The organism is Metapseudomonas otitidis, from assembly GCF_011397855.1.
GTDB lineage: Bacteria > Pseudomonadota > Gammaproteobacteria > Pseudomonadales > Pseudomonadaceae > Metapseudomonas > Metapseudomonas otitidis.
The window spans coordinates 3,246,865-3,272,281 of record NZ_AP022642.1; the positions used below are offsets into that span (position 1 = coordinate 3,246,865).

At 68.9% G+C, this 25,417-nt stretch carries 24 protein-coding genes; 15 read left to right on the plus strand and 9 right to left on the minus strand.

The features are described from left to right. Window positions 1–125 precede the first annotated feature (125 nt). Entirely contained in the window at window positions 126–1,328 is a 1,203-nt protein-coding gene (mhpT, locus tag PotMrB4_RS14860) for a 3-(3-hydroxy-phenyl)propionate transporter MhpT (protein ID WP_172433754.1), read from the minus strand. A 299-nt stretch (window positions 1,329–1,627) separates the two neighbouring features. Here mhpT and PotMrB4_RS14865 point away from each other — a divergent pair, with 299 nt between their 5' ends. Continuing rightward, complete coding sequence (locus tag PotMrB4_RS14865) at window positions 1,628–2,923, plus strand: OprD family porin (RefSeq protein ID WP_172433755.1); 1,296 nt, start codon at window positions 1,628–1,630, stop codon at window positions 2,921–2,923. A gap of 122 nt (window positions 2,924–3,045) precedes the next feature. Here the strand turns inward: PotMrB4_RS14865 and PotMrB4_RS14870 are convergent, their stop codons facing one another. The 5 genes from PotMrB4_RS14870 to PotMrB4_RS14890 form a co-directional block, all read right to left on the minus strand. After that, on the minus strand, window positions 3,046–4,206 hold the full coding sequence (locus PotMrB4_RS14870) for an MFS transporter (RefSeq protein WP_172433756.1): 1,161 nt from the start codon (window positions 4,204–4,206) through the stop codon (window positions 3,046–3,048). 40 nt (window positions 4,207–4,246) lie between these two features. Further along, window positions 4,247–4,729: a DUF3237 domain-containing protein gene (locus PotMrB4_RS14875; RefSeq protein ID WP_172433757.1), complete on the minus strand. Its 483-nt coding sequence runs from the start codon at window positions 4,727–4,729 to the stop codon at window positions 4,247–4,249. A 45-nt stretch (window positions 4,730–4,774) separates the two neighbouring features. Then, window positions 4,775–5,872: a polyamine ABC transporter substrate-binding protein gene (locus PotMrB4_RS14880; protein WP_044404575.1), complete on the minus strand. Its 1,098-nt coding sequence runs from the start codon at window positions 5,870–5,872 to the stop codon at window positions 4,775–4,777. Window positions 5,873–5,892: 20 nt separating this feature from the next. Continuing rightward, window positions 5,893–7,227 carry an alginate export family protein gene (locus PotMrB4_RS14885; RefSeq protein WP_172433758.1) on the minus strand — a complete coding sequence of 445 codons (1,335 nt, stop codon included), beginning with the start codon at window positions 7,225–7,227 and terminating at the stop codon, window positions 5,893–5,895. Window positions 7,228–7,343: 116 nt separating this feature from the next. Beyond that, window positions 7,344–8,519 (minus strand): serine hydrolase domain-containing protein, encoded by a 1,176-nt coding sequence (locus PotMrB4_RS14890; RefSeq protein WP_232060853.1) that lies wholly within the window; start codon window positions 8,517–8,519, stop codon window positions 7,344–7,346. A 236-nt stretch (window positions 8,520–8,755) separates the two neighbouring features. On the opposite strand from PotMrB4_RS14890, the gene PotMrB4_RS14895 reads away from it, so the two are divergent. Beyond that, entirely contained in the window at window positions 8,756–9,379 is a 624-nt protein-coding gene (locus PotMrB4_RS14895) for a TetR/AcrR family transcriptional regulator (protein WP_074971774.1), read from the plus strand. A 6-nt stretch (window positions 9,380–9,385) separates the two neighbouring features. On the opposite strand, the gene PotMrB4_RS14900 is transcribed toward PotMrB4_RS14895, so the two are convergent. Next, entirely contained in the window at window positions 9,386–10,093 is a 708-nt protein-coding gene (locus PotMrB4_RS14900; protein ID WP_172433759.1) for a GntR family transcriptional regulator, read from the minus strand. A gap of 202 nt (window positions 10,094–10,295) precedes the next feature. Here PotMrB4_RS14900 and PotMrB4_RS14905 point away from each other — a divergent pair, with 202 nt between their 5' ends. Together PotMrB4_RS14905 and PotMrB4_RS14910 are read left to right on the plus strand one after the other, a co-directional pair. Next, window positions 10,296–11,354: an aromatic ring-hydroxylating dioxygenase subunit alpha gene (locus tag PotMrB4_RS14905; RefSeq protein ID WP_142008937.1), complete on the plus strand. Its 1,059-nt coding sequence runs from the start codon at window positions 10,296–10,298 to the stop codon at window positions 11,352–11,354. Further along, window positions 11,354–12,298 carry a PDR/VanB family oxidoreductase gene (locus tag PotMrB4_RS14910; protein WP_172433760.1) on the plus strand — a complete coding sequence of 315 codons (945 nt, stop codon included), beginning with the start codon at window positions 11,354–11,356 and terminating at the stop codon, window positions 12,296–12,298. Before PotMrB4_RS14905 ends, PotMrB4_RS14910 begins: the two co-directional genes overlap by 1 nt. Before the next feature lie 33 nt (window positions 12,299–12,331). Here the strand turns inward: PotMrB4_RS14910 and PotMrB4_RS14915 are convergent, their stop codons facing one another. Both PotMrB4_RS14915 and PotMrB4_RS14920 read right to left on the minus strand, forming a co-directional pair. After that, window positions 12,332–13,084, minus strand: a complete 753-nt coding sequence (locus PotMrB4_RS14915) for an SDR family NAD(P)-dependent oxidoreductase (protein ID WP_172433761.1) — start codon at window positions 13,082–13,084, stop codon at window positions 12,332–12,334. 10 nt (window positions 13,085–13,094) lie between these two features. After that, the gene (locus PotMrB4_RS14920; protein WP_172433762.1) at window positions 13,095–13,874 is read right to left on the minus strand and encodes an SDR family NAD(P)-dependent oxidoreductase; all 780 of its coding nucleotides are present in this window, start codon (window positions 13,872–13,874) and stop codon (window positions 13,095–13,097) included. 90 nt (window positions 13,875–13,964) lie between these two features. Here PotMrB4_RS14920 and PotMrB4_RS14925 point away from each other — a divergent pair, with 90 nt between their 5' ends. From PotMrB4_RS14925 to PotMrB4_RS14975, 11 genes are all read left to right on the plus strand, one after another. Next, window positions 13,965–14,852, plus strand: coding sequence for a LysR family transcriptional regulator (locus tag PotMrB4_RS14925; protein ID WP_172433763.1), 888 nt, complete (start codon window positions 13,965–13,967; stop codon window positions 14,850–14,852). 122 nt (window positions 14,853–14,974) lie between these two features. Further along, window positions 14,975–15,727: a substrate-binding periplasmic protein gene (locus PotMrB4_RS14930; RefSeq protein ID WP_172433764.1), complete on the plus strand. Its 753-nt coding sequence runs from the start codon at window positions 14,975–14,977 to the stop codon at window positions 15,725–15,727. Window positions 15,728–15,772: 45 nt separating this feature from the next. After that, window positions 15,773–16,471, plus strand: a complete 699-nt coding sequence (locus PotMrB4_RS14935; RefSeq protein ID WP_172433765.1) for an alpha/beta fold hydrolase — start codon at window positions 15,773–15,775, stop codon at window positions 16,469–16,471. 70 nt (window positions 16,472–16,541) lie between these two features. After that, complete coding sequence (locus PotMrB4_RS14940) at window positions 16,542–18,365, plus strand: PAS domain-containing protein (RefSeq protein ID WP_172433766.1); 1,824 nt, start codon at window positions 16,542–16,544, stop codon at window positions 18,363–18,365. Beyond that, entirely contained in the window at window positions 18,362–18,991 is a 630-nt protein-coding gene (locus PotMrB4_RS14945) for a response regulator (RefSeq protein ID WP_172433767.1), read from the plus strand. Before PotMrB4_RS14940 ends, PotMrB4_RS14945 begins: the two co-directional genes overlap by 4 nt. Window positions 18,992–19,184: 193 nt before the next feature. Continuing rightward, window positions 19,185–20,360, plus strand: coding sequence for a methyl-accepting chemotaxis protein (locus PotMrB4_RS14950; protein ID WP_232060707.1), 1,176 nt, complete (start codon window positions 19,185–19,187; stop codon window positions 20,358–20,360). 9 nt (window positions 20,361–20,369) lie between these two features. After that, window positions 20,370–20,738 carry a response regulator gene (locus PotMrB4_RS14955; RefSeq protein ID WP_069560726.1) on the plus strand — a complete coding sequence of 123 codons (369 nt, stop codon included), beginning with the start codon at window positions 20,370–20,372 and terminating at the stop codon, window positions 20,736–20,738. 13 nt (window positions 20,739–20,751) lie between these two features. Further along, a complete protein-coding gene (locus PotMrB4_RS14960) occupies window positions 20,752–21,057 on the plus strand; it encodes an STAS domain-containing protein (RefSeq protein WP_044404612.1) in 306 nt (101 codons plus the stop codon). Next, window positions 21,057–23,222, plus strand: coding sequence for a chemotaxis protein CheA (locus PotMrB4_RS14965; protein WP_172433769.1), 2,166 nt, complete (start codon window positions 21,057–21,059; stop codon window positions 23,220–23,222). The genes PotMrB4_RS14960 and PotMrB4_RS14965 overlap by 1 nt, the downstream gene beginning before the upstream one ends. Beyond that, window positions 23,219–23,746, plus strand: coding sequence for a chemotaxis protein CheW (locus tag PotMrB4_RS14970; RefSeq protein WP_044404618.1), 528 nt, complete (start codon window positions 23,219–23,221; stop codon window positions 23,744–23,746). Before PotMrB4_RS14965 ends, PotMrB4_RS14970 begins: the two co-directional genes overlap by 4 nt. 29 nt (window positions 23,747–23,775) lie before the next feature. Continuing rightward, complete coding sequence (locus tag PotMrB4_RS14975) at window positions 23,776–25,410, plus strand: methyl-accepting chemotaxis protein (protein WP_172433770.1); 1,635 nt, start codon at window positions 23,776–23,778, stop codon at window positions 25,408–25,410. The last annotated feature ends 7 nt before the right edge of the window (window positions 25,411–25,417 follow it).

A 25,417-nucleotide genomic window follows, 5' to 3' on the forward strand; every position in this document is an offset into this window, starting at 1 on the left:
GTATGCCGGCCATTTAGTTATGTCAATTAACAATTAATTCGCACTGTGCGATCAGCGAACCGGAGCCGGCCGGCACCCGGCTACTGATTAGCCTGTGTAACCAAACCAGCCCTGAGCACACGAACTCAGGCCGAAGCCAGCGGCCTTCCGGCACGGCTGCCAAGGGCCACCACCACCAGCGCCGCCACCAGCAGGCCGGGCGCTGCGGCCATCAGTACGCCGGCCGTGCCGGCGCCGGCGGCGAGGATCTGCCCGGCGGCCAGGGGCCCGCTGACCGAGCCCAGCCGGCCGACGGCCACCGCCGCCCCGACCCCGGTGGCCCGGACCTGGGTCGGGTAGTAGGCCGGCGCAAGGGCGTAAAGCACCAGCTGCGCAGCCATCACGAAGACACCTGCGGCGAAGCCTGCCGCCGCCATGCTCGCGACGCTGCCGGAGAAGCCGATGCCGGCCAGGGCCAGCAACAGACCGGTGTAGATGGACAGCACCACCGGCGTGCGGCGGAAGCGGTCCAGCAGCACGCCGCCCATCAGCGAGCCCAGGGCCCCGCCGACGTTGAAGACCATCTGCACCATGCCCGCCTGGGGCTTGCTGAAGCCGAGCTCCAGCAGCAGCGAAGGCAGCCAGTTGAGCAGCATGTACATCACCGTGAGGGTGAAGAAGTAGCTGACCCAGAGGGACAGGGTGATGCGCGTGCGACCGTCGCCGCAGAGCGCCTCGACGGTGGACGGCCGCACCGCGCCGCCCTGGTCGCGCTGGTGATGGAAGGCCGCGGACTCGGGCAGCATCAGCAGCATCAGCGGGGCGATGACCAGGGGCGCGACGCCCCCGACGATGAACACCCACTGCCAGGCTTCGCCGGCCAGCATGCCCACCAGGGCCGCAACCGCCCCGCCCAGGGGTACGCCGCAGTACATGATGCTGATGGCGGTGCTGCGCTGGCGCTCCTCCACGGCTTCGGCGCACAGCGCGATCAGGTTCGGCAGCGCCGCGCCCAGGCCCAGCCCGGTCAGGAAGCGCGCCGCCAGGAGCCCGGTCAGGCTGCCGGCGTAGGCGGTCCACAGGGAGAAGACGCCGAACAGCACCACCGCCGCCACCAGCACCTTCTTGCGGCCGATGCGGTCGGCGATGCAGCCGCCGAGGAAGGCCCCGGGCAGCAGGCCGATGATGCTGGCGCTGAACATCCAGCCCATCATCTTCGGGTCCAGGTTGAAGGCGGCGCGGATGCCGGCAGCGGCGATGCCGGCGGATTGCAGGTCAAGCCCTTCGATCAGGGCGACGATGAAGCACAGCAGGATGGTCAGCCGCGAGCGGCCGGTAGTGGCGTGCATGGAAGGCCTCGCTTTTATTGTTCTTGTGAAGGGACGACAGGCCGTCGTCCGGCTTCAGAAGATTAACAAACAAAACTAAAAAAACAGCCCCCAGCCTCCGCCTGCCACTGGCAACGGATCTTCCTTTCGTGACAAGGACTTGGCGTCCTGCCACCACGAATCAGGCAAACAAGTTAATGTTTTTAATGTTCGATTAACGGCCACTCCCAATTGATAAGCCGGATCGGCACTTCCATCCTGCGGTCGCGATCGGCCCTGCGCCGTCGCATGCCCACAAGAACAACAAAAGGACTCCGCACATGCCTGCACGCCCTGGTCGCGCCCAGCGCCCGCACCCGCTTTGCCACCTTTCGCCGCTGCTGCTCAGCCTGGCCACCGGAACCGCCCTGGCGGACGGCTTCGTCGACGACAGCCACGCCAGCCTGACCCTGCGCAACTACTACCTGGACCGTGACTACCAGGACGATGGCGCCAAGTCCGAAGCCCGCGAGTGGGCCCAGGGCTTCATCCTCAAGTTCCAGTCCGGCTTCACCCCCGGCCCGGTGGGCTTCGGCCTGGATGCCACCGGGCTGCTGGGGGTCAAGCTCGACTCCTCGCCCTCGCGCAGCGGCACCGAGCTGCTGCCGGTGTCCCCCAGCAGCAGCCGCGCCGCCGACGAGTACGCACGCCTGGGGCTGACCGGCAAGGTGAAGGTCGACAAGAGCCTGCTGCAGGCCGGTGACCTCAACCTGGCCCTGCCCTCGGCGCTTTCCAGCCCCTCGCGCCTGCTGCCGCAGACCTTTCGCGGGGCGTACCTGACCTCCGGCCAGGTGGAGGGCCTGACCCTGCATGCCGGCTACCTGGACCGCATCGCCAAGCGCAACTCCACCGACTACGAGGCCATGTCCATCGCCTCGCCCAACGGGCGCTTCAACGGGCGCGCCACCACGTCCCACGTGAACCTGCTGGGGGCCGACTACGCCGTCAGCCCGGCGCTCACGCTCAAGGCTCATTACCTGGAAGCCCCCGACCTCTACGACCAGGCCTACCTCGGCCTGCTGCACAAGCTGCCCGTGGGCCCCGGAAACCTGAGTACCGACGTGCGCGCCTTCTTCAGCGACGACAACGGCCGCGCCGAAGCCGGCAAGGTGGACAACCGCCACCTCTCCCTGCAGTTCGCCTACGGCCTGGGCGGGCACCGCTGGACCCTGGGCTATGCGCACCAGTCCGGCGACACCGCCACGCCCTACCTCTCCGGCACCGAGCTGATGGGCATCAGCGAGATGACCATGAGCTCGGACTACCTCAACGCCCGGGAGCGCATGTGGCAGGCGATCTGGGACTACGATTTCGCGGCGTCCGGCGTGCCGGGCCTGACCGCGCGGTTGCGCTACGTGCGCGGGGACCACATCGAGCTGGCGGCCCTGCGCGCCGATGACCGCAAGGAGCGCGAGCTGCAGTGGGAGGCCGGCTACGTGATCCAGGAGGGGCCGCTGCGCAACGTCGGCTTCCGTGTGCGGCAGTCCTTCTACCGCAACGACTTCCCCACCGGCGCCGCCTTCCGCGACGAGAACCAGACCCGCTTCCTGGTGACCTACACGCTGCCGATCTGGTAGCCGCCGGCAACCGACCGTCGCGGCAACGGTCCGCGACGGTCCTGCGCCCTGCCCCGCTCTCGGCACGGCCGCCCCCCTGTCGGCCAGGGGCGGCATTGGCAGCAAGGCGCACGGCATGCCGATCAATCCGCAAGAAAGCGCCCGGCGGGTCGGCGCTGGGCCATGCGTGCGAGCAGTTGCAGCACACCGCCGAACAGCACCGCCACCAGGGAGAAGGTGAAGATCAGCCCCTGGCCGTCGCTGCCCATCGCCAGGCTCAGCAAGGTGGGTGCGCTGGCAGCCGAACTCACCTGCACCACGCTGACCAGGCGCGCCAGGCGACCGTCCGGGTCATGGGTGACCACGGCCGCCATGTAGTAGGTCAGCGCCAGGACCCAGCCGAAGTTCATCAGGAACACCACGCCCGCCAGCCCGGCGGCGTGTGCGACGCCACGGGCCAGCAGCACCACGGACAGCGCGACGCAGAGGCTGCCGACGAGGATCATCGGCAAGCGCCCGACCCGCCGACCGAGCAGGCTCGGCAGGCCGGCACCGGGCAGCCCGCCCAGCAGCCCGAGGCTGACGGCCCAGCCCACCTGGGCGGCATCCAGCCCCTGTTCACCGGCCAGCCCGTCGACGAAACCCCACACCGCGTAGATGGAAAACTGCAGGCAGAGCATGCCCAGCAACGCGGCGATGCCGACGGCTGCCGAGCCGCAGGCAGCAGGGCCGCTCAGCACCGCCTCGCCAACCTCCAGCTGGCGCGGCAGCACGCCACACGCCCACCACGCCAGCGCGAACCAGCCGGTGATCACCCCCAGGGCAACCCCGCCTCCGAGGTGCTCGGCCAGCTGCGGAACGACGGCCGCCATCAGCGCGAAGACCAGTGTCTGCGTCAACAGCAGCAGGCCGAAGGAGCGGTCCGGCCCCGGCATCCGCCCCAGGGCGAACACCGCCTGGGCATAGAGCGCACCGGAAGCCATTCCGGCCAGCAACCGCAGCGCCAGCAGCGGCCCCAGGGCGTCGGCCAGGCAGGCAGCGGCGTTGAACAGCACCAGGGCGGCCGCCATGGACTGGCAAGCCAGGCGATTGCCCAGGCGCGCGGCGAACAGCGGAACCAGCAGCGTGCCGATCACCGAGCCGCACATTTCCACGGCGATCAGGGTGCCCTGCTGGGGCAGCGAGAGGCCGAGGCGTTCGGCCATCAGGCCGATGAAGACCGGCTGGATGCCCACCACCAGGATGGCGATGGCGGCCACGAAGATGCAGGCCGCGCGGGCGGCTCGCGAGTGATGCGTGATCATGGTGTCGAATCCTGAAAGACGGGCGCGAGGCCCGGGCGGGTCAGTCCAGCCGGTAGACGCGGATGACGACCCGGTCCTCGCCGGGGTAGGTCACCCGCCCGATGAAGGCGGCCTCGGTGAGCCAGCCGAGCGCGCCCCGTGCCACCTGGAAGCGCGGGCTGCAGGTGCAGCGGTAGAGGTGTTCCGGCAACGGCCAGGTGCCCTCGTCTTCACGGCGGCGGCCCTCCTCGCTGAGCACCAGGAAGCCCCGGTTGTGCACGTTGATCAGCTCGCCGCGGTCGGTACGCAGGCTGTAGGTGGCGTCCAGGTCGCCGACCCCATCCGGACGCAGGCAGTAGAAGTCGGCGCCACCGGGCAGCACGTCGCCCTGCAGGCCCGGGCCGACGAAATGCCCACCGAGGATCGGGTAGTTGGCACGACGCCCGTCGATGGCCTCCCCCAGGGTCTGGGGTTCGCCGATGGCCACGTCCAGGGTCATCACCCACTCCAGCGCCGGTACCGGCACGCTCATGTCGTCTTGCATGGGTCGCTCCTCGCAAGGGGCCCGGGTCGCCCCGGGCCGGCGGGGTCAGTGGGAGGTCTTCACGGTCGTCCAGGTGCGGGTACGCACCCGCTCGGTGGCGGAGGACACCGGTTCCAGCGGGAACAGCGTCCGGCGCACCTCGTCGGAGACGTACATGTTCGGGTCGTTGCGGATCTCCGGCGACACCAGGGCGGTGGCGTCCTTGTTGGGGTTGGGGTAGCCGATGGCGTCGCTGATGCGGGCGATCACCTCGGGCCGCAGGATGTAATTGATGAAGGCGTGGGCCTCGTCAGGGTGCGGGGCCTTGGCCGCCACGGCCATCACGTCGGACCACATCGGCGCGCCCTCCTTCGGCATCGCCATGGTCACCTTCACGCCCTTGCCGGCGGCGTTGGCCAGCTTGCGCGCCAGTGCCACCCCACCGGACCAGCCGACGGCGACGCAGATCTCGTCGTTGGCCAGGTCCATGCCGTAGCGCGAGGAGTTGAAGTAGGTGACGTAGGGGCGGATCGCCTGCAGCGCCTCGGCGGCCTTCTTGTAGTCGCCGCGGTCCTCGCTGTTGGGCGGCAGCCCTTGGTAGTGCAAGGCGATGGGCAGGATTTCGTTGCCGGCATCGAGGAAGCCGACTCCGCAGCTGGCGAGCTTCGAGAGGTTCTCGGGCTTGAAGATGATGTCCCAGGTGTTCATCGCCACGTTCGGCCCCAGGGCCGCCTGCACCTTGTCGACGTTGTAGCCGATCAGGGTGGTGCCCCAGAGGTAGGGCACGGTGAAGCGGTTGCCGGCATCGCCCACCGCTTCGAGGCTGGTCATGAAGGTGGGGTCCAGGTGCTGCCAGTTGGGCAGCTTGGCGCGGTCCAGCGGTTCGAAGGCGCCGGCGGTGATGAGCTTGCCGATGTTGGCGCTGCTGGGGAACACCACGTCATAGCCGGAGTTGCCGGTGAGCAGCTTGGACTCCAGGGTCTCGACGCTGTCGAACACGTCGTACACCGGGCGGATGCCGGTCTCCTTCTGGAAGTCCTTGAGCACGTCGGGCGGCAGGTACTCGATCCAGTTGTAGATGCGCACGGTGCGCTCGTCGGCGTGGGCGCCGGCCAGGGTGGCAAGCGCCAGGGCCAGGGCGGCCGCGATGCGGAAGGGTTTCATGGCGAGGTCTCCTGGCGCGATCAGTAACGGTAGGTGAAATAGAGTTCGAGGGCGCTGAAGCGGTCGTCGTTGCCGAACACCTGCTTGGCGGCCGCCTTCGGGTCCACCCAGTTGTACGACAGCGAGGTGTACAGCCGCTCGGTGGGCGTCCAGTCGAGGTACACCACGCTCTCGTCGGCAAAGCGGCGGTCATCGACGGCCACGCCCTGGTAGTTCTTCTCGTCCAGCCAGAACTGGTAGTGGATGGCCCCCAGGGCCAGGGTCTGGCTCAGCCGGGTCTTCACCGAGAACTGCTGCACCCGCTCGTTGCTGTTGAAGAGCACGTAGTTGCCCATCACGTCGCCCACCAGCCAGGTGCTCCAGTCGACGAATCCCTTGGCCAGCGGGTCCCAGGATTTCTGGGTGGTGTCGGTGACGTCGTCATCGCCGGAGAACACCGCGTAGCGATAGCCCAGCACCGGGGTCAGCGGCAGCGTCTCGAAGGCGTAGTCGGCCTGGGCGTACCAGGCCTTGGCGTCGTAGTCGACACCGTCGCCGCTGCCGCGCTGCACGGCATATTCACCGTTCAGGGTCAGCGCATCCAGGCCTGGCAGCTTGCCGTTCAGTGCACGCAGGTTGTAGACGTGCATGCCGTCGCGGCGGATCGGCGTGCTGTAGTGGCGGGTCAGCGAATCCACGTTCATCGCCATGGCGCCCAGGGTGACGCGGCCGTCGAGGTCGTAGTCGAGGTTGGCGCCGTTGAGGCGGTAGTCGCCCAGTTGGGTGTCGGTGCGCAGGCTGAAGGCCTGGACCTTCAGGGCGCTGTGGTCCCAGGCGAGGAGCCCGGAGTCACGGAAGGCGGTGCGCGGGCCGAGCCAGTAGGCGCCGTCATCCAGGGCGTCGAGGTTGCCGTCCATGACGATGAAGCCGGTGCCCACCTTGTAGTTCTGCCGGCCGGCGGTGAAGGTCCACTCGCCGGCACGGAACCCTGCGTACAGCTCCTCGGTGGAGACCTGGCCGTCGGAGCTGCGGGTGAAGCCGCCGGCATCGCCGTCGCCCAGGGTCTTGGAGGCGACCACTGAGCCACCGGCGATCAGGTCGAAGTCCGGTGTGACCCCGTACTTCAGGGTCACGCCCGGCTTCAGGTACATCTCCTGCCAGTCTACGCGGGTGCCGCCGTTGCGGCCGTTGCGCTGGTCGACGCGGCCGGCGCCGAAGTTGACGTTGCGGGTCATGACGGTGGAGGCGCCTGCCGTGAGGGTCGCCTCGCCGGAGAGGTCGCCCTCTTCGAAGGTGTAGCCGGCCAGTGCGGCCTGGCTGGCCAGCGGGAGGGCGAGCGCGGTCAGCGCCCGCTGGAAACGCAGGGTGCGGTACATGGTGAGCTCCTGTGCATTTGTTCTTGTGTTACAGGGCAGTGGAAGTGGGCGGCTGGGCCGCCGAACGCCCGCCGGGGCGGGCGAATCCGGAATCGGTGTTCCGTGTTGGAATCAGGTCAGGCCTTCAGGTGTGCGGCGATGGCCCTCAGCATGCGGACGCTGTCGGCGTCGAGGTCGGTGACGGCCTCGGGCAACGAGGACTGCTTGACGATCACCACCCGCGACGGCCAGTCGATGAACAGGTACTGGCCATGGATGCCGCCGGCCATGAGCGCCAGGCTGTGGTCGTTGAACACGTACCACTGGCTGCGGTACGAGGCACCGGGGGTCCACTCGGAGAAGTCGGCGTTGGCCGCGTAGATCGCCGGATCGGCGCCGGCGGCGATGCGCTCGATGGTGTCCGCGCCCAGCAGCTGGCGGCCCTGGTGACGTCCACCATTGGCCAGCAGCAGGCCGAAGCGTCCCATGTCACGCAGGGTGGCGCTGAAGCCGGCACCGGCCACGCCCCGACCCCAGGGGTCGGCCATGAAGTAGCCGTCACGCTCGCAGCCCAGCTCCTGCCAGACCCGTTGCAGCATCGCCGGGCAACTCTCGCCGCTGGCGCGCTCCATCACCCAGGCGAGGGCCTCGGTGGTGGCGGTGACGTAGTGGAAGAAGCCGCCGTGCTCGCCCTTCTTCTGCAGCGACGGCAGGTACTCGTAGAGCGAGGCGTAGCGCGCGTAGGCCACGGGCGCCGGCTGGAAGCCGCAGGCGTAGCCGTACTGGGAGCTTTCCGAGTCGGGGTCGTCGTAGACCTCGCTGTAGTCGATGCCCACGGCCATGTCGAACAGCTGGCGCACGCTGGCATCGCCGAAGGCACTGCCGGCGAGTTCCGGCACGTAGTGGGCGGCCGGCAAGGCCGGATCCAGCACGCCATCGCTGACCAGTTGCTCGCCGAGCGTGCCGATCAGCGACTTGGTGACCGAGAACATGATGTGGCGGTCCTGCGGACGCTGGCCGCCGAAATAGCGCTCGCACACCACTTCACCGGCCTTGAGCACCAGGAAGGCGTCGGTGTGGCTGGCCAGCAGGTGCTCCTGCACCGATACCGACGCGCCGCTGACGCTTTCGAAGTGCAGGCCTTCCAGGCTGCGCGTGGCCGCCGGGAACACGCTGGCCGGGCCCGGGCCCGCCTCCACGTCGATGCTCGGGCGCAGCCGCGCCAGGGAGCGGAAGCCCCAGCGGTTGTAAGGCGGGCTCATCCAGTTGCCCCAGGTCACCCGCTGTTCGGGTGCGGCGGGGAAGCCCTGCATCAGCGGCGTTTCGGGCTCTCCGGCCTGGACAAGGCGACGGGCGTGCTCATACAGCGGGACAAGGGGGTGGGCGTTGGGGTGACTCATCTCGGCATTCCTGGACAGGTGACTCTGCGTGTGGAGCAGATGCCCGGAAATGATTAATCCGATTATTTATTTAAGTCAATAAAGTTTTTGTGCCGATCAACGCACTCCGTCTATCATCGCCGCCACATGCACCCGAGCCGAGGAATTCAGTGAGCGGACTACGAGAACGTCAGAAGGAACTGCGCCGCCAGGCCATCGCCGAGAGCGCCGTCGCCCTGTTCAAGAGCCAGGGGTACGGCAACACCACCGTCGAGCAGATCGCACGCCAGGCCGGCGTCTCGGTGCCCACGGTGTTCAAGTACTTCGGCAGCAAGCAGGAAATCATCCTGGAGATGCTCAAGGAGGCCGACCGCCGCGCTATCCTCGACAGCCACGAACTGCCGCTGGACGGCGAGCCGGTGGACGTGCTCTGCCAGCTGGAGCAGCGCATCGTCGGCTATGCCCTGACCATGCTGCCGGCGGCGCTGTGGCGCGAGCTGCTGCCGCTGGTGCTCATCGGCGGCAGCGACGGCCTGCCGGAGGCCTACCGCCAGTTGAACAGCAACCTGCAACGGGAAATCGCCGGGGTGCTGCGCGCCCTGCAGCAACGCGGCAGGCTGCGCGCCGACCTAGACGTGGAGCTGGCCGCCTTCCTGCTCAACGACTACTCCCACCTGCAGTTGCTGCGTCTGACCAGCACCGACGAGCCGGACCTGGCCGCCCACCGCGAGCAGGTCCGCCGCACCACCCAGCTGATCTTCGACGGCATGCGCGCCCTGCCGCCGCGCGACTGAGTCACCTCAGGAGAGGATCTTCAGGCCCTCCACCGGGCCCTCCTGGCCACCGAACAGGCGGGCATAGCGCAGCGTCGCGTTGGCGTGTTCACGCATGATCGCCTCGGCCCGGGCGCCCTGCCCGGCCAGCAGCGCGTCCACCACCGTGTGGTGCTGCAGGTGGGCGAAGTTGAAGCGGCGGAACTCACGGGCGAGGTCGTTGCGGTCCACCGCCAGGGAGCTGACCGAGGCGAACGGCAGGTGCTCGTTGCGCGCCAGGGCATCGGCGATGGCCGGGTTGCCGCTGGCCTCGATGATCACCTGGTGGAAGCGCTTGTTGATGTCGTGGTACTCGGCCAGGTCGTCTTCGCTGACGTGGCCCTTCTCGAACAGCCGGTCGCCGTCGGCCAGGCACGCCAGCAGCACGGCCCGTGCCGCCTCCGACACACCCCGCTCGGCCACCTGGCGCGCCGCCAACCCTTCCAGCACACCGCGCACTTCCACGGCACCGGCCAGGTCGTCGAAGGTCACCTGGCGCACGGCGAAGCCGCGTGCGCCCTGGCGAATCAGCAACCCCTCCTGCTCCAGGGCGCGGAAGGCCATGCGCACCGGCATGCGCGACACCCCCAGGCGTTCGGCCGTGGGGATCTCGGCGATGCGCTCACCGGCGGGTATCTCGCCGTCCACGATCATCTGCCGCAGGCGGTTCAGCACCCGTTGCCCTGCTCCACTCATGCGCGCCCCTTGGGATCCAATTTCACGAAGGCCCGTACTCTAGCCAGCCGCCCAGCCCCCTGCCAGTGGCCCGACGCAGGCGTTCCTTGTCTCAGCGTTCGCTGATCGCACGGTTATTGGATCCAACCAGCCGTAAATCATGGATTCCACCCGCCCGAAGCGCCAGCATTGGATCCAATACAACAACAACGAGGACTGCTCCATGTTCCCGAAGAATGCCTGGTACGTCGCCTGCACCCCGGATGAAATCGACGGCAAGCCCTTGGGCCGCATGATCTGCAACGAACGGATGGTGATCTACCGGGGGGCCGGCCAACGTGTCGCGGCCCTGGAGGACTTCTGCCCCCACCGCGGCGCGCCGCTGTCCCTTGGATCCATTCAGGACGGCAAGCTGGTGTGCGGCTACCACGGCCTGGTGATGGACTGCGACGGCCGTACCGCCTCCATGCCAGCCCAGCGGGTGCAGGCGTTTCCCTGCATCCGCGCGTTCCCGGCCCAGGAGCGCCACGGCTTCATCTGGGTCTGGCCCGGTGACGCCGCCCTCGCCGACCCAGCCCTGATCCCCCACCTGGAGTGGGCCGAGAACCCGGCCTGGGCCTACGGTGGCGGGCTCTACCACATCGCCTGCGACTACCGGCTGATGATCGACAACCTCATGGACCTGACCCACGAGACCTACGTCCACGCCTCCAGCATCGGCCAGAAGGAGATCGACGAGGCCCCGGTCTCCACCCGCGTGGAAGGCGACAGCGTCATCACCAGCCGCTTCATGGAAGGCATCTTGGCCCCGCCCTTCTGGCGCGCCGCCCTGCGCGGGAATGGCCTGGCCGACGACGTGCCGGTGGACCGCTGGCAGATCTGCCGCTTCACCCCGCCCAGCCATGTGCTCATCGAAGTCGGCGTGGCCCACGCCGGCCGAGGTGGCTACGACGCCCCCGCCGACTGCAAGGCGAGCAGCATCGTGGTGGACTTCATCACCCCCGAGACGGACACCTCCATCTGGTACTTCTGGGGCATGGCGCGCAGTTTCCGCCCCGAGGACGCCGAACTGACCGCGCGCATCCGCGAGGGCCAGGGCGCGATCTTCGCCGAGGACCTGGAGATGCTCGAACAGCAGCAGCGCAACCTGCTGGCCTGGCCCGAGCGGCCCCTGCTCAAGCTCAACATCGACGCCGGCGGCGTGCAGTCCCGGCGCATCATCGAGCGCCTGGTCAACGCCGAACGCGCCGCCGAGGCCCAGCTGATCGGGAGGCAAGCCTGATGCTCGACCTGATGATCCGTGGCCTGCGCCTGGAGGCGCCGGGCATCCTCGGCCTGGAGCTGGTGGCCGCTGACGGTTCGCCCCTGCCCGCCTTCGAGGCCGGCGCGCACCTGGACCTGCACCTGCCCGGCGGCCTGGTGCGCCCCTACAGCCTGTGCAACGCCCCCGGCGAGACGCACCGCTACTGCCTCGCCGTGCTGCTGGACCCGGCGTCCCGGGGCGGCTCCCGCGTCGTGCACGAACAGCTGCGGGTCGGCCAGCGCCTGACCACCAGCGCACCGCGCAACCTCTTCCCCCTAGTGGCCGAAAGCAGCCGCAGCCTGCTGTTCGCCGGCGGTATCGGCATCACCCCGATCCTCGCCATGGCCCAGGCGCTGGCGGCCCGGGGCGATGCATTCGAGCTGCATTACTGCGTGCGCTCGCGCAGGCTCGCGGCCTTCATCGACTGGCTGGAGGCCAGCCCCTTCGCCGCGCACGTCCACCTGCACGCCGACGACGGCCCCACGCCCTTCGACGCCCCCGCGCTGCTGCGGGACGCCGGCGACGCCCACCTCTACGTGTGCGGGCCGGGCGGCTTCATGGAGCACGTGCTGGGCTGTGCACGCGCAGCCGGCTGGGACGAAACGCGCCTGCACCGCGAGTACTTCGCCGCCCCCGTGCAACCCACCGGCGCGGCGCGCGCCTTCGAGGTGCGCCTGGCACGCAGCGGCCTGACCCTGCAGGTGCCGGCCGAACGCAGCGTCGCCCAGGTGCTGGACGACGCCGGGGTGTGCATCCCGCTGGCCTGCGAGCAGGGCATCTGCGGCACCTGCCTGACCCGGGTGCTGGACGGCGAACCCGAGCACCGCGACAGCTTCCTCACCGACGCGGAGCGGGCCCGCAACGACCAGTTCACCCCCTGCTGTTCGCGGGCCCGCTCCGCCTGCCTGGTGCTCGACCTCTAGCAGGACGACCCGGGCGGCTTGGCGGTGCCCGGGTCAGTTACCGGCCGACAGCCCGCAGTCGATGGCCAGGTCCGCCCCGGTGATGGAGCGCGCCAGGGGCTGGCAGAGGAAGTGGCACAGCTCGGCCACTTCCTCCGGCTGGATGAAGCGCGCCCGTTCGCCCTGGGGGTACTTGGCCAGCAGCTCGCGGTAGTAGCCGTCGGGGTCGCCGTTGCCGTAGCGCTCGGCCTGGAAGCTCAGCATCGGGGTGACGATGTCCCCCGGGGACACCGCGTTGCAGCGCACGCCGTCCGGCGCCAGGTCCAGGGCCAGGGTCTTGGTCAGCAGTGCCACCCCACCCTTGCTGGCGCAGTAGGCGGCGGCGTTGCGGTTGCCCTGGCGCCCCGCATCGCTGGAGATGTTGACGATGCTGCCCTGGGTGGCGCGCAGGTGCGGGATGGCCGCCTTGCACATGAAGAACACGGCCTTGAGGTTCACCCCCAGCACCAGGTCGAAGTCCTCCTCGCTGAAGTGCTCCACCGGGCCTTCGCGCCAGATGCCGGCGGCGTTGACCAGCGCGTCCAGCCGGCCAAAGGCGCTGACCGCGGCCGCGACCACCGCCTCGCAGTTGTCCGGGCGACGGATGTCGGCGGCGGCGATGGCGCACCCGGGGAACGCCTCGCGCACCTGCTCCAGGCCGGCGGCGTCCATGTCGGTGGCCAGTACGTTCCAGCCCGCCTGGTGGAAGCGCTTCACCAGGCTGCGCCCCAGGCCTCCGGCGGCACCGGTGATGATGATGCTGTTCATGCGGTGCTCCTCAGGGGGCCTTGTTTTCGATCAGGCAGTTGCCGCCATCCACCACCAGCAGTTCGCCGGTGATGTAGCTGGCTTCGGGTGAGGCCAGGAAGGCCACCGCCGCCGCCACCTCCTCCGGCCGGCCGGCGCGCCCCACCGGCACGTAGCCGGCGGCATGGCGCTCCTCGTCGGTGCTGGAGGCGGTGGCGATCCAGCCCGGGGCCACGCTGTTGACGGTGATGCCGTGGCGCGCCACTTCCAGCGCCAGCCCCATGTTCATTCCCACCATGGCGGCCTTGGCCGCGCTATAGGCCGCCTCGCCGGGGTTGCTGCCACGGGTGCCGGTGGTGGAGCTGATCTGCACGATGCGCCCGTAGCCCCGTGCCTGCATGCCCGGCAGCACGGCACGGGTGAGCAGGAAGGCGGTGGTGAGGTTGCGCGCCAGGGACAGGTTCCAGGTCGCCAGGTCCATCTCCGCGACCTCGGCGAAGGGCTCCGGGCTGCCCTGCATGGCCATGCCGGCGTTGTTGACGAGGACGTCGATGCGGCCCCAGCGGGCTTCGGCCCAGCTCGCCAGCTCCGCCACCTGGGCCTCGTCGGTGAGGTCCGCCGGGCGGCCTTCCGCCTCGAACCCCTCGGCGCGCAGCTCGGCCACCCGCTGGGCGATGCGCTCGCTGCTGGCGGTGATCACCAGGCGTGCGCCCGCCTGGCCCAGCCGCCGGGCAATGGCCATGCCGATGCCCGCCTCGCTTCCGGCGCCGCTGATCAGCGCCACCTGCCCCTGCCACCCTGTGGTTGTCATGGTCATGCTCCTGCTGGTTGTGATGGCGCTGGAAATTAGGCCCCTTTCGCTGATAGAAAAAGACGACCGTCATCAGCCGAACTGACAACCATGGCCTTCAGCCGCGACACCCTGCGCACCTTCCTCGCCGTGCTCGACCACGGCTCCTTCTCCGCCGCCGCGCGCCAGCTCGGGCGTGTGCCCTCGGCGGTGAGCATGGCCGTCTCGCAGTTGGAGGCGGAGCTGGACCTGGTGCTGTTCGACCGCTCCACCCGCAAGGCCCTGCCCACCCCGGCGGCACTGGCCCTGGAACCCCAGGCCCGCCAGGCCGCCAGCCAGCTCAACCTGCTGGACGCCCATGCCCTGCAACTGCACCAGGGGCTGGAGCGACGGCTCAGCCTGGCCATGGCGCCGGAGCTGCAGAGCGGCCCCTGGAGCCGCCCGCTGGCCAGCCTCGCGCGGGAGTTCCCGGCCCTGGAGGTGGAAGTCCGCTCGGCGCCCCAGGCCGAAGCCATCCGCCTGCTGCATGCCGGCGAAGTGCAACTGGCGCTGGTGTTCGAACGGCCGGGCATCGACGAGCGCGAGGCCTTCCAGGAAGCCGGCAGCCAGGTGCTGGTGGCCGTGGCGGCCCCGGACTTCGCCCCCGGCCCCCTGGACGAGCGGGAGATGGCCACGCGGCGGCAGATCATCGTCGCCAGCGGCGCGCCCACGGCCTCGGACCCGCAGATCGTCCTGGCCCACCGCGTCTGGCTCTGCGACAGCCACTTGGCGGCGCTGGAGCTGGTGCAGGCCGGCGTCGGCTGGGCCTACCTGCCCGAACCCCTGGTGGCGCCGCTGGTGGCCGGTGGATCGCTGGAAACGCTGCGCTTCGACAACATGAGCAGCCACCTGCGCATCGGCGTGGACATCGTCTGGCTGAAGGCGAACCCGACCGGCCTCGGCGCCCGACGCTACCTGGCGCTGATGCGCGAGCAACTGGCCAGCAGCACCCCGGTGTGACCCCGGGCCGCCGAGGGCGGTCTCCCCCCTACGGGAGTCGGGTTGCACCCCTGCGGTTTCGGCTCCACAGTTCCGGCATCCACGCCCCTCGACGGACGCGGGCCATAACAGAAGAACCTCCCATGCGATTCCTTTCTGCCTTTCTGATCCTGCTGTTCCCGGCGTTTGCGCTGGCCGGGGCCGACACCCTGCGCGTGGACCTGCGCGACCGACCACCCGAGATGTGGAGCATCGACGGGCGCCCTACCGGTCCCCTGGTCAAGGTGCTGGAAGTGGCCGCCGAGCGCGCCGGCCTGCACCTGGAGTGGCGCTACGCGCCCTTCGCCCGCAGCCTGGCGGACCTGCGCGAAGGCCGCATCGACCTGGTGCCCCGGGTGCTGCCCGATCCCGAGCGCGACCGCTACCTGCACTACCTGCCGAGCATCGGCACCCAGGACAAGGACATCCTCTTCGCCATCCGCCCCACCCAGCAGGTGGAGCGCTACGAAGACCTGGCGCCCCTGCGCATCGGCGTCAAGCGCAGCAGCCTGTACTTCCCGCGCTTCGACGCCGACACCGCCCTGCACAAGCAGCCGGCGGTGGACGACGACATCCTGGTGCGGATGTTCCGCGCCGGCCGTATCGACGCCATCGCCGTGCTGGACAAGGCCGCCATCGACGCTGCCTTCGAGAACATCCGCTTCCGCGACTACGCCTACGCAGGGTTGCGCGAGCCGATCCGCATCGAAAACCGCTTCGCCGCCTCGCAGAAGCTTTATGACAGCGGCCGCGCAGCGCTCTACGATCGCCTCGGCCGCGAGCTGGACGCCATGCGCCGCAACGGCGACGTGGTGTCCATCTACCGCGAACAAGGCGTCGAACCGCCCACTCCCTGAACCCATCGATGCCCGGCCCCGCCGGGCCGCCGTATCGAGTACCGCATGACCCCTTCACCCGATGCCCTGCTCCTGCTGCCGGGCCTGCTCAACGACTCGCGCCTGTGGGCCCACCAGGCCGACGCCCTGCACGCGGAGCGGCCGGTGCACGTCGCCGACCTGACCCGTGACGACAGCATTCCCGCCATGGCCCGCCGGGTACTGGCCGAGGCCCCGCCGCGCTTCGCCCTGGGCGCCCTCTCCATGGGCGGCTACGTGGCCTTCGAGATCCTCCGCCAGGCGCCGGAGCGGGTAACCCGCCTGGCCCTGGTGGACACCATGGCCAACCCGGACAGCCCCGAGCGCGCGGCCAACCGCAAGGGCCTGCTGGAGCTGGCGCGCCACGGCCGCTTCGTCGGTGTCAGCCCGCAGTTGCTGCGCCGGCTGATCCACCCCCGCCACCTGGGCACGCCGGTGGCCGACACCGTGCGCGCCATGGCCCGTGATGTAGGGCGGGAAGGCTTCATCCGCCAGCAACAGGCGATCATCCACCGCCAGGACGCCCTCGACCTGCTGCCACACCTGAAACTCCCCACGCTCATCCTGGTGGGCGCCGACGACCTGATCACCCCGCCCGCCGAAGCGCGCCTGATGCACGCCGCCATTCCCGGCTCGCGCCTCGAGGTCATTCCCGAGTGCGGCCATCTGCCGCCCCTGGAGGCGCCGGAGCAGACGCTGTCGCTGCTGCGGGAATGGCTGGCCTGAGCAAAAACCTGCCAGTACTTCGCCACTGATCCATACTCCTTCGGTCGCATCGCACGTGATCGGGGGATTCATGGGCAACCATGCAGACGAAAGCATCTATCGCCGTGCATTCGAATCGTCCTCGGTAGGCTTGGCCCTGCTGGGGCTGGACGGCCGCATCCAGCACATCAACCGGACCCTGGTGGAGATGCTCGGGCAACCCGCAGCCGACCTGCTCGGCACCTCACTGGACGCCCTGCTGCACCCGCGCGACCGCCATGCGGTCCTCCGTGCTTTCGACCGGGCGCAGCGCCAGCATGAGGACCTGGAGTGCGGCGAGGTGCGCTTGGCCACCTCGGCGGCGCCCCCTCAATGGCTGCACCTGGGCCTGCGCATGGTCGAGGACGACCATGGCCAGCCCACCCATTACCTGGTGCGCCTGCAGCCTCCCCTGGGGCATCGCCAGCGTGCCGAGCAGATGTACCTGCTGAGCTACGCCCTGGACTACACCGCCGACGGGGTGCTGCTGCTGGATGGCGAGCGGCACATCCGCTACCTCAACGAGGCGGCCTGCCGCCTCACCGGGCAGCCACGCCACCGCTTGCTGGGCCAGTCCCTGTCCCAGGTCCTCGCGCCGCTGGCCGGCAAGCTGGCGGACCTGCTGGCCGACGACGAGAGCCTGCAGGAGGCGGTGGAGAGCCAGCGCATCCTCAGCTGCGAACTGCAGGTGCCCGGCGAGGACTCGCCGCGCTACGTCACCCTCCAGTTCAGCCACTTCCACTACAACCAGCGCCCCTACAGCCTGGCGCTGATCCACGACTTCACCGAGCAGCGACGCATCGCCGACGCCCTGCTGCGCAACGAGCGACAGTTCCGCGCGCTGATCGAGAACACCCCCGACGCCATCGGCCGGCTGACCCCCGACTTCCGCCTCATCTACGCCAACCCGGCCCTGGAGGCGCTGTGCCGCCTGCCCCTGGTGGAAGCCCGCGGCCGCCCGGCACGGGAAGCCTTCGGCGACAACTCGCAGGTCGACATCATGGCCGACCTGGTGCGCGAGGTGGCCGCCACCGGCGAGTCCATGGAGGAGGAACTGATCCACGGCATCGACGGCCCGGCCGACCAGCAGATCCACTACCTCATGCAACTGGTACCGGAGCGCGACGCCGAGGGCGAGGTGACCAGCGTCATCTCCGTGGCCCGCGACATCAGCGGCATCCGCAAGGCCGAACGGCGCCTGGCGGCCAGCAACCGCCAACTGCGCGAACTGTCCAGTCGCCGGGAAAGCGCCCGCGAGGAGGAGCGCAAGCTGATCGCCCGGGAAATCCACGACGAACTCGGCCAGCACCTCACCGCCCTGCGCATGGGCATCTCCCTGCTGCGCCTGCGGCACGGCGAGCAGGCACCGGGGCTCGGCGAGGGCGTGGAGCGGCTCATGGCCCTGTGCGACCGCACCATCGGCGTGGTCCGCTCCATCGCCACCAGCCTGCGGCCCGCCGCCCTCAACATGGGCCTGTACCCCGCACTGGAATGGCTGATCGACGAATTCCGCAGCCACCACACGCAGATTGCCTGCGAGCTGGTGGCCCACAGCGGCGCGCCGGCGCTGGACGACAGCCAGGCCACCACCGCCTTCCGCATCGTCCAGGAGGCGCTGACCAACATCGCCCGCCATTCCGGCGCCAGCCGCGCGGTGATCAGCCTGGAGCGGCTCGACGACCGCTACGTGCTGGACATCACCGACAACGGCCACGGCTTCGACCCGACCAAGGTCGGCAAGCGCTCCCTGGGCCTGGCCGGCATGCGCGAGCGCGGCACCAGCCTGGGCGGCGAGGTGGTGATCTTCAGCCACCCGGGCCAGGGCACCACGGTGCAGGCCACCTTCCCCGTCAACGAGCCTACGGAGTCCCCATGACCCGCATCCTCATTGCCGACGACCACGCCATCATGCGCGGCGGCCTCAAGCAGTTGATCGAGTTCGACGCCCGCCTGCAGGTGGCAGCCGAAGCGGAGAACGGCGCCCAGGTGCTGGAGCAGCTGCGGACGGGCGAATTCGACCTGCTGCTGCTGGACATGAGCATGCCCGGGCTCAGCGGCGAGGACCTGATCAGCCGCGTGCACGGCCGCTACCCGCGCCTGCCGATCCTGGTGCTGAGCATGCACAACGAGGCGCAGATCGCCCAACGCGCCCTGCGTGCCGGGGCCAACGGCTACCTGACCAAGGACCACAACCCGGAAACCCTGCTGGCTGCCATCCACCGGGTGGCCGGCGGCGGCCGCTACCTGGACCCGCGCATCGCCGAGCAGCTCGCCTTCGCCAGCAGCAGCCCCACGGACGACGCGGCCGCCCAGCTTTCCGACCGCGAGTTCCAGATCCTCCGCCTGCTGGCCCAGGGCCTCAGCGTCAACCAGATCGCCGACCAGCTGGTGATCAGCAACAAGACCGTCAGCACCCACAAGACCCGGCTGATGGAGAAGATGGGCTTCACCTGCAACGCCGACATCATCAAGTACGCCATGACCCACGGCCTGACGGCCTGACCGGGCCGTCTGCCCCGCCGCATCCGAGGGCCCGCCATCACGCGGCCCCTCGGGAAATCCCTACAAAAAAGCAGGATGTCCCGAGGCCATCACCGGGATAGGACGATAGGGCCGATCACGCCCCGCGCCCATGCTGGACACAACCCCGCAACGCATCGCCGCTGCGGGCCCCGTGTCCTCAAGGAGCGCGACCGTGACGAGCCCGAACCCTACTTCCAGCGTCCCCTGGCTGCCCATCGCACTCTGCGGTGCCGGTTGCGCGGTGCTGTTCTGGACGGCCAGCCAGTTCCCCTCCCCGGCCTGGGCCCTGGCGGCCGTGGCGCCCACGCTGCTGCTGTGGGTCGTCATCGCCCAGCGTGACGGCGCCCACCAGCAGGCCCTGCACCGCACCCATGACGAGGCCCTGGCCGAAGGTGCCCGCCAGGAGGCCGAGCGCCATGTACAGGGGCTGCCGGAGCTGTGCACTCGCATCGCCCCCATCTGGTCGGCCCAGATCGAATCCGCCCGCCACCAGACCCAGACCGCCATCGAAGCCCTCGCCGAGCGCTTCGCCCGCCTCGCCGGGCGTATCAGCGACGCCGTCTCCAGCGGCATGCAGGCCGACAGCGATGCCCTGGTCACCCTGCTGGCCCAGAGCGAAGTGGAGCTGGAAGACATCGTCAGCCAGCTGCGCCTGGCGCTCTCCAGCAAGGAGAGCCTGCTGCAGGAGGTGGAGCGGCTGAACAGCTACACCGCCCAGCTGCGCACCATGGCCAAGGAAGTGGGCGACGTGGCCAAGCAGACCAACCTGCTGGCCCTCAACGCCGCCATCGAAGCTGCCCGCGCCGGTGAAGCCGGACGCGGCTTCGCCGTGGTCGCCGACGAAGTGCGCAAGCTCTCCACCCTCTCCGAGGAAACCGGCAAGCGCATCGGCGACACCATCGAGACCGTCAGTGGCGCCATCGAGCGCACCCTGCAGGTCTCCAACGAACACGCCACCCGCGACGCCGGAACCCTGGAGAACGCCAGCCAGGTGATCCGCCAGGTGATCGCCCAGTTCCGCTCCGGCGCCACCCGCCTGGTGGAACAGGGCAACGCCCTGCGCAACGACAACGCCGTGGTCGGCGAGGAAATCTCCGAGGTGCTGGTGGCCCTGCAGTTCCAGGACCGGGTCAGCCAGATGCTCGGCCACATGCGCGATGACATCAGCCGCCTGGCCCAGCACCTGGAGGAGGACGACGCCCGCCACGTGGACGCCCGCTCCTGGCTCGACGAGCTCTCCCGCACCTACACCACCCCCGAACAGCACGCCATCCACCAAGGCCGCAAGAGCAGCCAGAGCACCACCAGTGGCGCCAGCGACTCCGCTTCCGACATCACCTTCTTCTGAGGACCGATCATGGCCAAGACCATTCTCATCGTCGACGACTCCGCCTCCATCCGCCAGGTGGTGGGCATGACCTTGAAAAACGCCGGCTACGACGTGCTCGAAGGCGTCGACGGCAAGGACGCGCTGACCAAGCTGGACGGCCGCAAGGTCCACCTGATCATCAGCGACGTGAACATGCCGAACATGGACGGCCTCACCTTCCTGAAGAACGTCAAGCAGCTGGCGGCCTACAAGTTCACCCCCGTGATCATGCTCACCACCGAGGCCGGCGATGCCATGAAGTCCGAAGGCCAAGCCGCCGGGGCCAAGGCCTGGGTGGTCAAGCCCTTCCAGCCGGCCCAGATGCTGACGGCCGTTTCCAAGCTGATCCTGCCGTGATCGGGAGACTGCCATGAGCACCCTGGAATCCCCCGATGGCAGCCGCCGCCTGGCCCTGGACAGCGCGCTGACCATCTACACCGCCGCCGACACCAAGCTGCTGCTGGCCAACGCCCTGCAAGGCGCTGTGGCCCTGCACCTGGACCTCAGCGCCATCGAGGAAGTGGATTGCGCCGGCCTGCAGCTGCTGCTGGCGGCCTGCCAGGAGGCTCGGCGCCAACACGTCAACCTCAGCCTCGAAGGGGCCAGCCCGGCCATGACCGAGATCCTGCAACTGAGCGGCCTGCGTGACCTGCTCCCCATCGGAGGGCTGCACTGATGAACCTCGACAGCGTGATCGGCACCTTCATCGCCGAAAGCCGGGAACTGCTGCAGCAGATGGAAGACGCCCTGCTGCAGATCGAGCAATCCCCGGAAGACCCCGAACTGATCAACGCCATCTTCCGCGCCGCCCACACCATCAAGGGCTCCTCCGGGCTGTTCGGCTTCGACTCCATCGTCGCCTTCACCCACGTGGCCGAGAGCGTGCTGGACCGCGTCCGCGCCGGCGAGCTGCCGTTCAGCGCCGACCTCAGCGCCTTGATGCTGCTGGTGGGCGACCACCTGGCCGGCCTGGTCAACCACCTCGCCGAGGGCCGCGACCTGGCCGAGCTGCCGGAGGTGATGGGCATCCACGAAGCCGAACTGGTGCAACGCCTCAGCCAGTACCTGAACAGCACCCCGGCCGCCACCGCCGAAACGCCTTCCGAATGCGCAGCCGCCCCCCGCGATGGCGTCGCCAGCCAGCACTGGCACCTATCCCTGCGCTTCGGCGCCGACAGCCTGCGCGACGGCATGGACCCGGTGTCCTTCCTGCGCTACCTCGTCACCTTCGGCGACCTGCTGCACATCGAACCGGTGCTCGACCACCTGCCCAGCTTCGAGGCCCTCGATCCCGAAGCCTGCTACCTGGGCCTGGAAGTGGCCTTCACCACCGAGGCCGACCAGGCGGTGATCGAAGGCGCCTTCGACTTCGTCCGCGCAGAGGGCCGCATCCGCATCCTGCCGCCAGGCGCGCCCCTTGCCCGCTACGCCGAGCTGCTGGCCGAGCAGACCGATGAAGGCGAGGCCCAACGCCAGCGCCTGCTGCGTTGCGGCACCCTCAGCGAAGCCGAACTGGCCAGCCTCGATGCCCCGCAGGCCAACGACGCCCAGGCCGATTCCAGCCCCGAGGCACCGGCCGCAGCCGCCGAACCGGGCGAGACCGCCGCCGTCGGCAAGGCCCTCAAGGAAACCGCCCGCGCCAGCGGCGACGCCAACCTGATCCGCGTCGACGCCGGCAAGCTGGACCAGCTGATCAACCTGGTGGGCGAGCTGATCATCGCCGGCGCCAACACCCGCATGCTCGCCCAGGGCTGCGGCCTGGTGAACATGAGCGAGTCCGCCGAGACCCTCTCGCGCCTGGTGGAGGAAGTCCGCGACTCCGCCCTGACCCTGCGCATGGTGCAGATCGGCGCCACCTTCAACCGCTTCCAGCGGGTGGTGCGCGACGTCTCCAAGGAGCTGGGCAAGGACATCGTCCTGCACATCAGCGGCGGTGACACCGAGCTGGACAAGACGGTGGTGGAGAAGATCGGCGACCCCCTCACCCACCTGGTGCGCAACGCCATGGACCACGGCATCGAGCCGGCCGAGCAGCGTCGCGCCAGCGGCAAGCCCCTGCAGGGCGTGGTGCGCCTGAACGCCTACCACGAGGCCGGCGGCATCGTCATCGAAGTGAGCGACGACGGCGGCGGCCTCAACCCGCAGAAGATCCTCGCCAAGGCCGTGCAGCGCGGCCTGATCACCGAAGGCCAGCAGCTCTCGGACAAGGACACCTTCAACCTGATCTTCGAGCCCGGCTTCTCCACCGCCGACCAGATCAGCAACCTCTCCGGCCGCGGCGTCGGCATGGACGTGGTCAAGCGCAACATCACCGCCCTGCGCGGCACGGTGGAGCTGGACAGCCAACTGGGCGCCGGCACCTGCGTACGCATCCGCCTGCCGCTGACCCTGGCCATCATCGACGGCTTCCTGATCGGCGTCGGCAGCTCCAGCTACGTGGTGCCCCTGGACATGGTGGAGGAATGCATCGAGCTGCCCAGCAGCGAGCTGGACGACCTCGACCAGCTGGACCTGCGCGGCGACGTGCTGCCCTTCATCCGCCTGCGCAACCTGTTCGAGGAAGCCAGCCTGCGGCCCCGCCGGGAGAACGTGGTGGTGGTCAGCTACGCCGGGGTCCGCGCCGGCCTGGTGGTGGACCAGCTCCACGGTGAGTTCCAGACCGTCATCAAGCCGCTCGGCAAGGTCTTCGGCCAGGTCCCGTCGCTCTCCGGCTTCACCATCCTCGGCAGCGGCGCGGTGGCGCTGATCCTCGACATCCCCGGCCTGCTCGCCCAGTTCGCGCAGCCTGGCCGCCCTGGCGCCAGCGGCGCCGCCCTCAGCCAACGGAGTAGCCTGCAATGAGTACCGCCAGCCTGCCCCTGCCGGAATTCGTCGACGACGAACAGCGCCAGTACCTGACCTTCCGGGTCGGCCGTGACCTGTTCGGCGTCGCCACCCGCTACGTGCGGGAGATCCTCGAATTCCACGCCATCACCCAGGTGCCGATGATGCCGCCGCTGGTGCGCGGGGTGATCAACTTGCGCGGCGCCGTGGTGCCGATCATCGACCTCGCCGAGCGCTTCGGCCTCGGCAGCACCGAGCTGGGCCCGCGCACCTGCATCGTCATCATCGAACTGCAGGACGGCGAAGAGGCCCAGTTGATGGGCGCCCTGGTGGATGCCGTCACCGCCGTCGCCGAGATCGAGCCGCCCGCCCTGCGCCAGGCCCCGGCCTTCGGCAGCCGCGTACCCCCGGAATACATCGAAGACCTCGCCCGTGTGGACGAACGCTTTCTCACCCTGCTGCGCATGGAGCAGGTGCTGAACGTCGACCAGATCGCCGCCCTGGCCGGCCAGCGCAACACCCCCCGACTGTCCCTCGTCTGATTGCGCAGACGCGCACAGGAGTCCTGAAAATGACCATCAGCAAAAAAATGATCCTCCTGGTGATGTCCGCCCTGCTCGGCATCATCCTGCTCTCCGGGATCGCCTACCAGCAGATGAACCAGGTCTACACCGCAGCCAACTTCGCCAACGTCAACTCGGTCCCGAGCATCGTGGCCTTGAACAAGCTGCGTAATGCGGTCAACACCCAGGTCCAACTGGTCTACACCCACATCCTCACCACTGACGACAAGACCATGGCGGAGATCGACGCCACCATCAAAACCAACCGCGATGACATCCAGGTCGCCATCGACGACTACGCCAAGTTGCTCGCCGATGATGAGGACCGGCAACTGCTGGACGCTGATCGCAAGGGCATCAGCGAGTTCCTGCAAGGCGCCGAGGCGGTCCTGGTGCTGTCGCGTACCAACCAGAACGAGCAAGCCCGTGACGGGATGATCCACCTGACCCTGAACGTCATCAATCCGCTGCGAGACACACTGAACAAGCACCGCGACTACAACGTGAAGATGGCCAATGACGCGGGTCTCAGCGCCGAGGCCACTCGCCAGCAGGCCACGCTGATCTCCATCACCGTGTCCGTCATCACCCTGATCGTGATCGGGCTGATAGGCGGCCTGATCACCCGCAACCTGCTGCGCCAGCTGGGTGGCGAACCGGCCTACGCCGCCGATGTGGTCAGCCGCATCGCCGCCGGCGACCTGACCACCACCGTGGACACCAAGCCTGGCGATACCAGCAGCATGCTCGCCGCAATCAAGACCATGGTGGAGAAGCTCGGCCAGATCATCGGTGAGGTGCGCAGCAACGCCGACTCCCTCAGCAGCGCCTCGGAGGAAATCTCCGCCACCGCCCAGAGCATGAGCCAAGGTGCCTCGGAACAAGCGGCTTCGGTGGAAGAAACCAGTGCCTCGATGGAGCAGATGTCCGCCTCCATCGCCCAGAACACCGAGAACGCCAAGGTCACCGACGGCATGGCCGGCAAGGCCGCCCGCGAGGCCAACGAAGGTGGCCAGGCCGTGCGCGACACCGTGTCGGCCATGAAGACCATCGCCGAGAAGATCAGCATCGTCGACGACATCGCCTACCAGACCAACCTGCTGGCGCTCAACGCCGCCATCGAGGCCGCACGGGCCGGTGAACACGGCAAGGGCTTCGCGGTAGTGGCCGCCGAGGTGCGCAAGCTGGCCGAACGCAGCCAGGTGGCCGCCCAGGAGATCAGCGAAGTGGCCAAGAGCAGCGTCTCCCTGGCCGAACGCGCCGGCACCCTGCTGGACCAGATGGTGCCCTCCATCGCCAAGACCTCCGACCTGGTGCAGGAGATCGCCGCCGCCTCGGAAGAGCAGACCACCGGCGTCAGCCAGATCAACACAGCGATGAGCCAGCTCAGCGAGATCACCCAGCAGTCCGCCTCCTCCGCCGAGGAGCTGGCCGCCACCGCCGAAGAAATGAGCGGCCAGGCCGAGCAGCTGCAACAGCTGATGGACTTCTTCAAGGTCAACAACGGTGGCAAGGGCGGCCGTGATGCCGGTGCCAAGGGCAAGGCGAGTGCGGCGCGCAAGGTCTCCCGCCCGGTCGTTGACGAAAGCGACAGTGACTTCGACGACGCGGTACCGGCTGGCTTCGTCCGCTTCCAGCACTGAACCGACC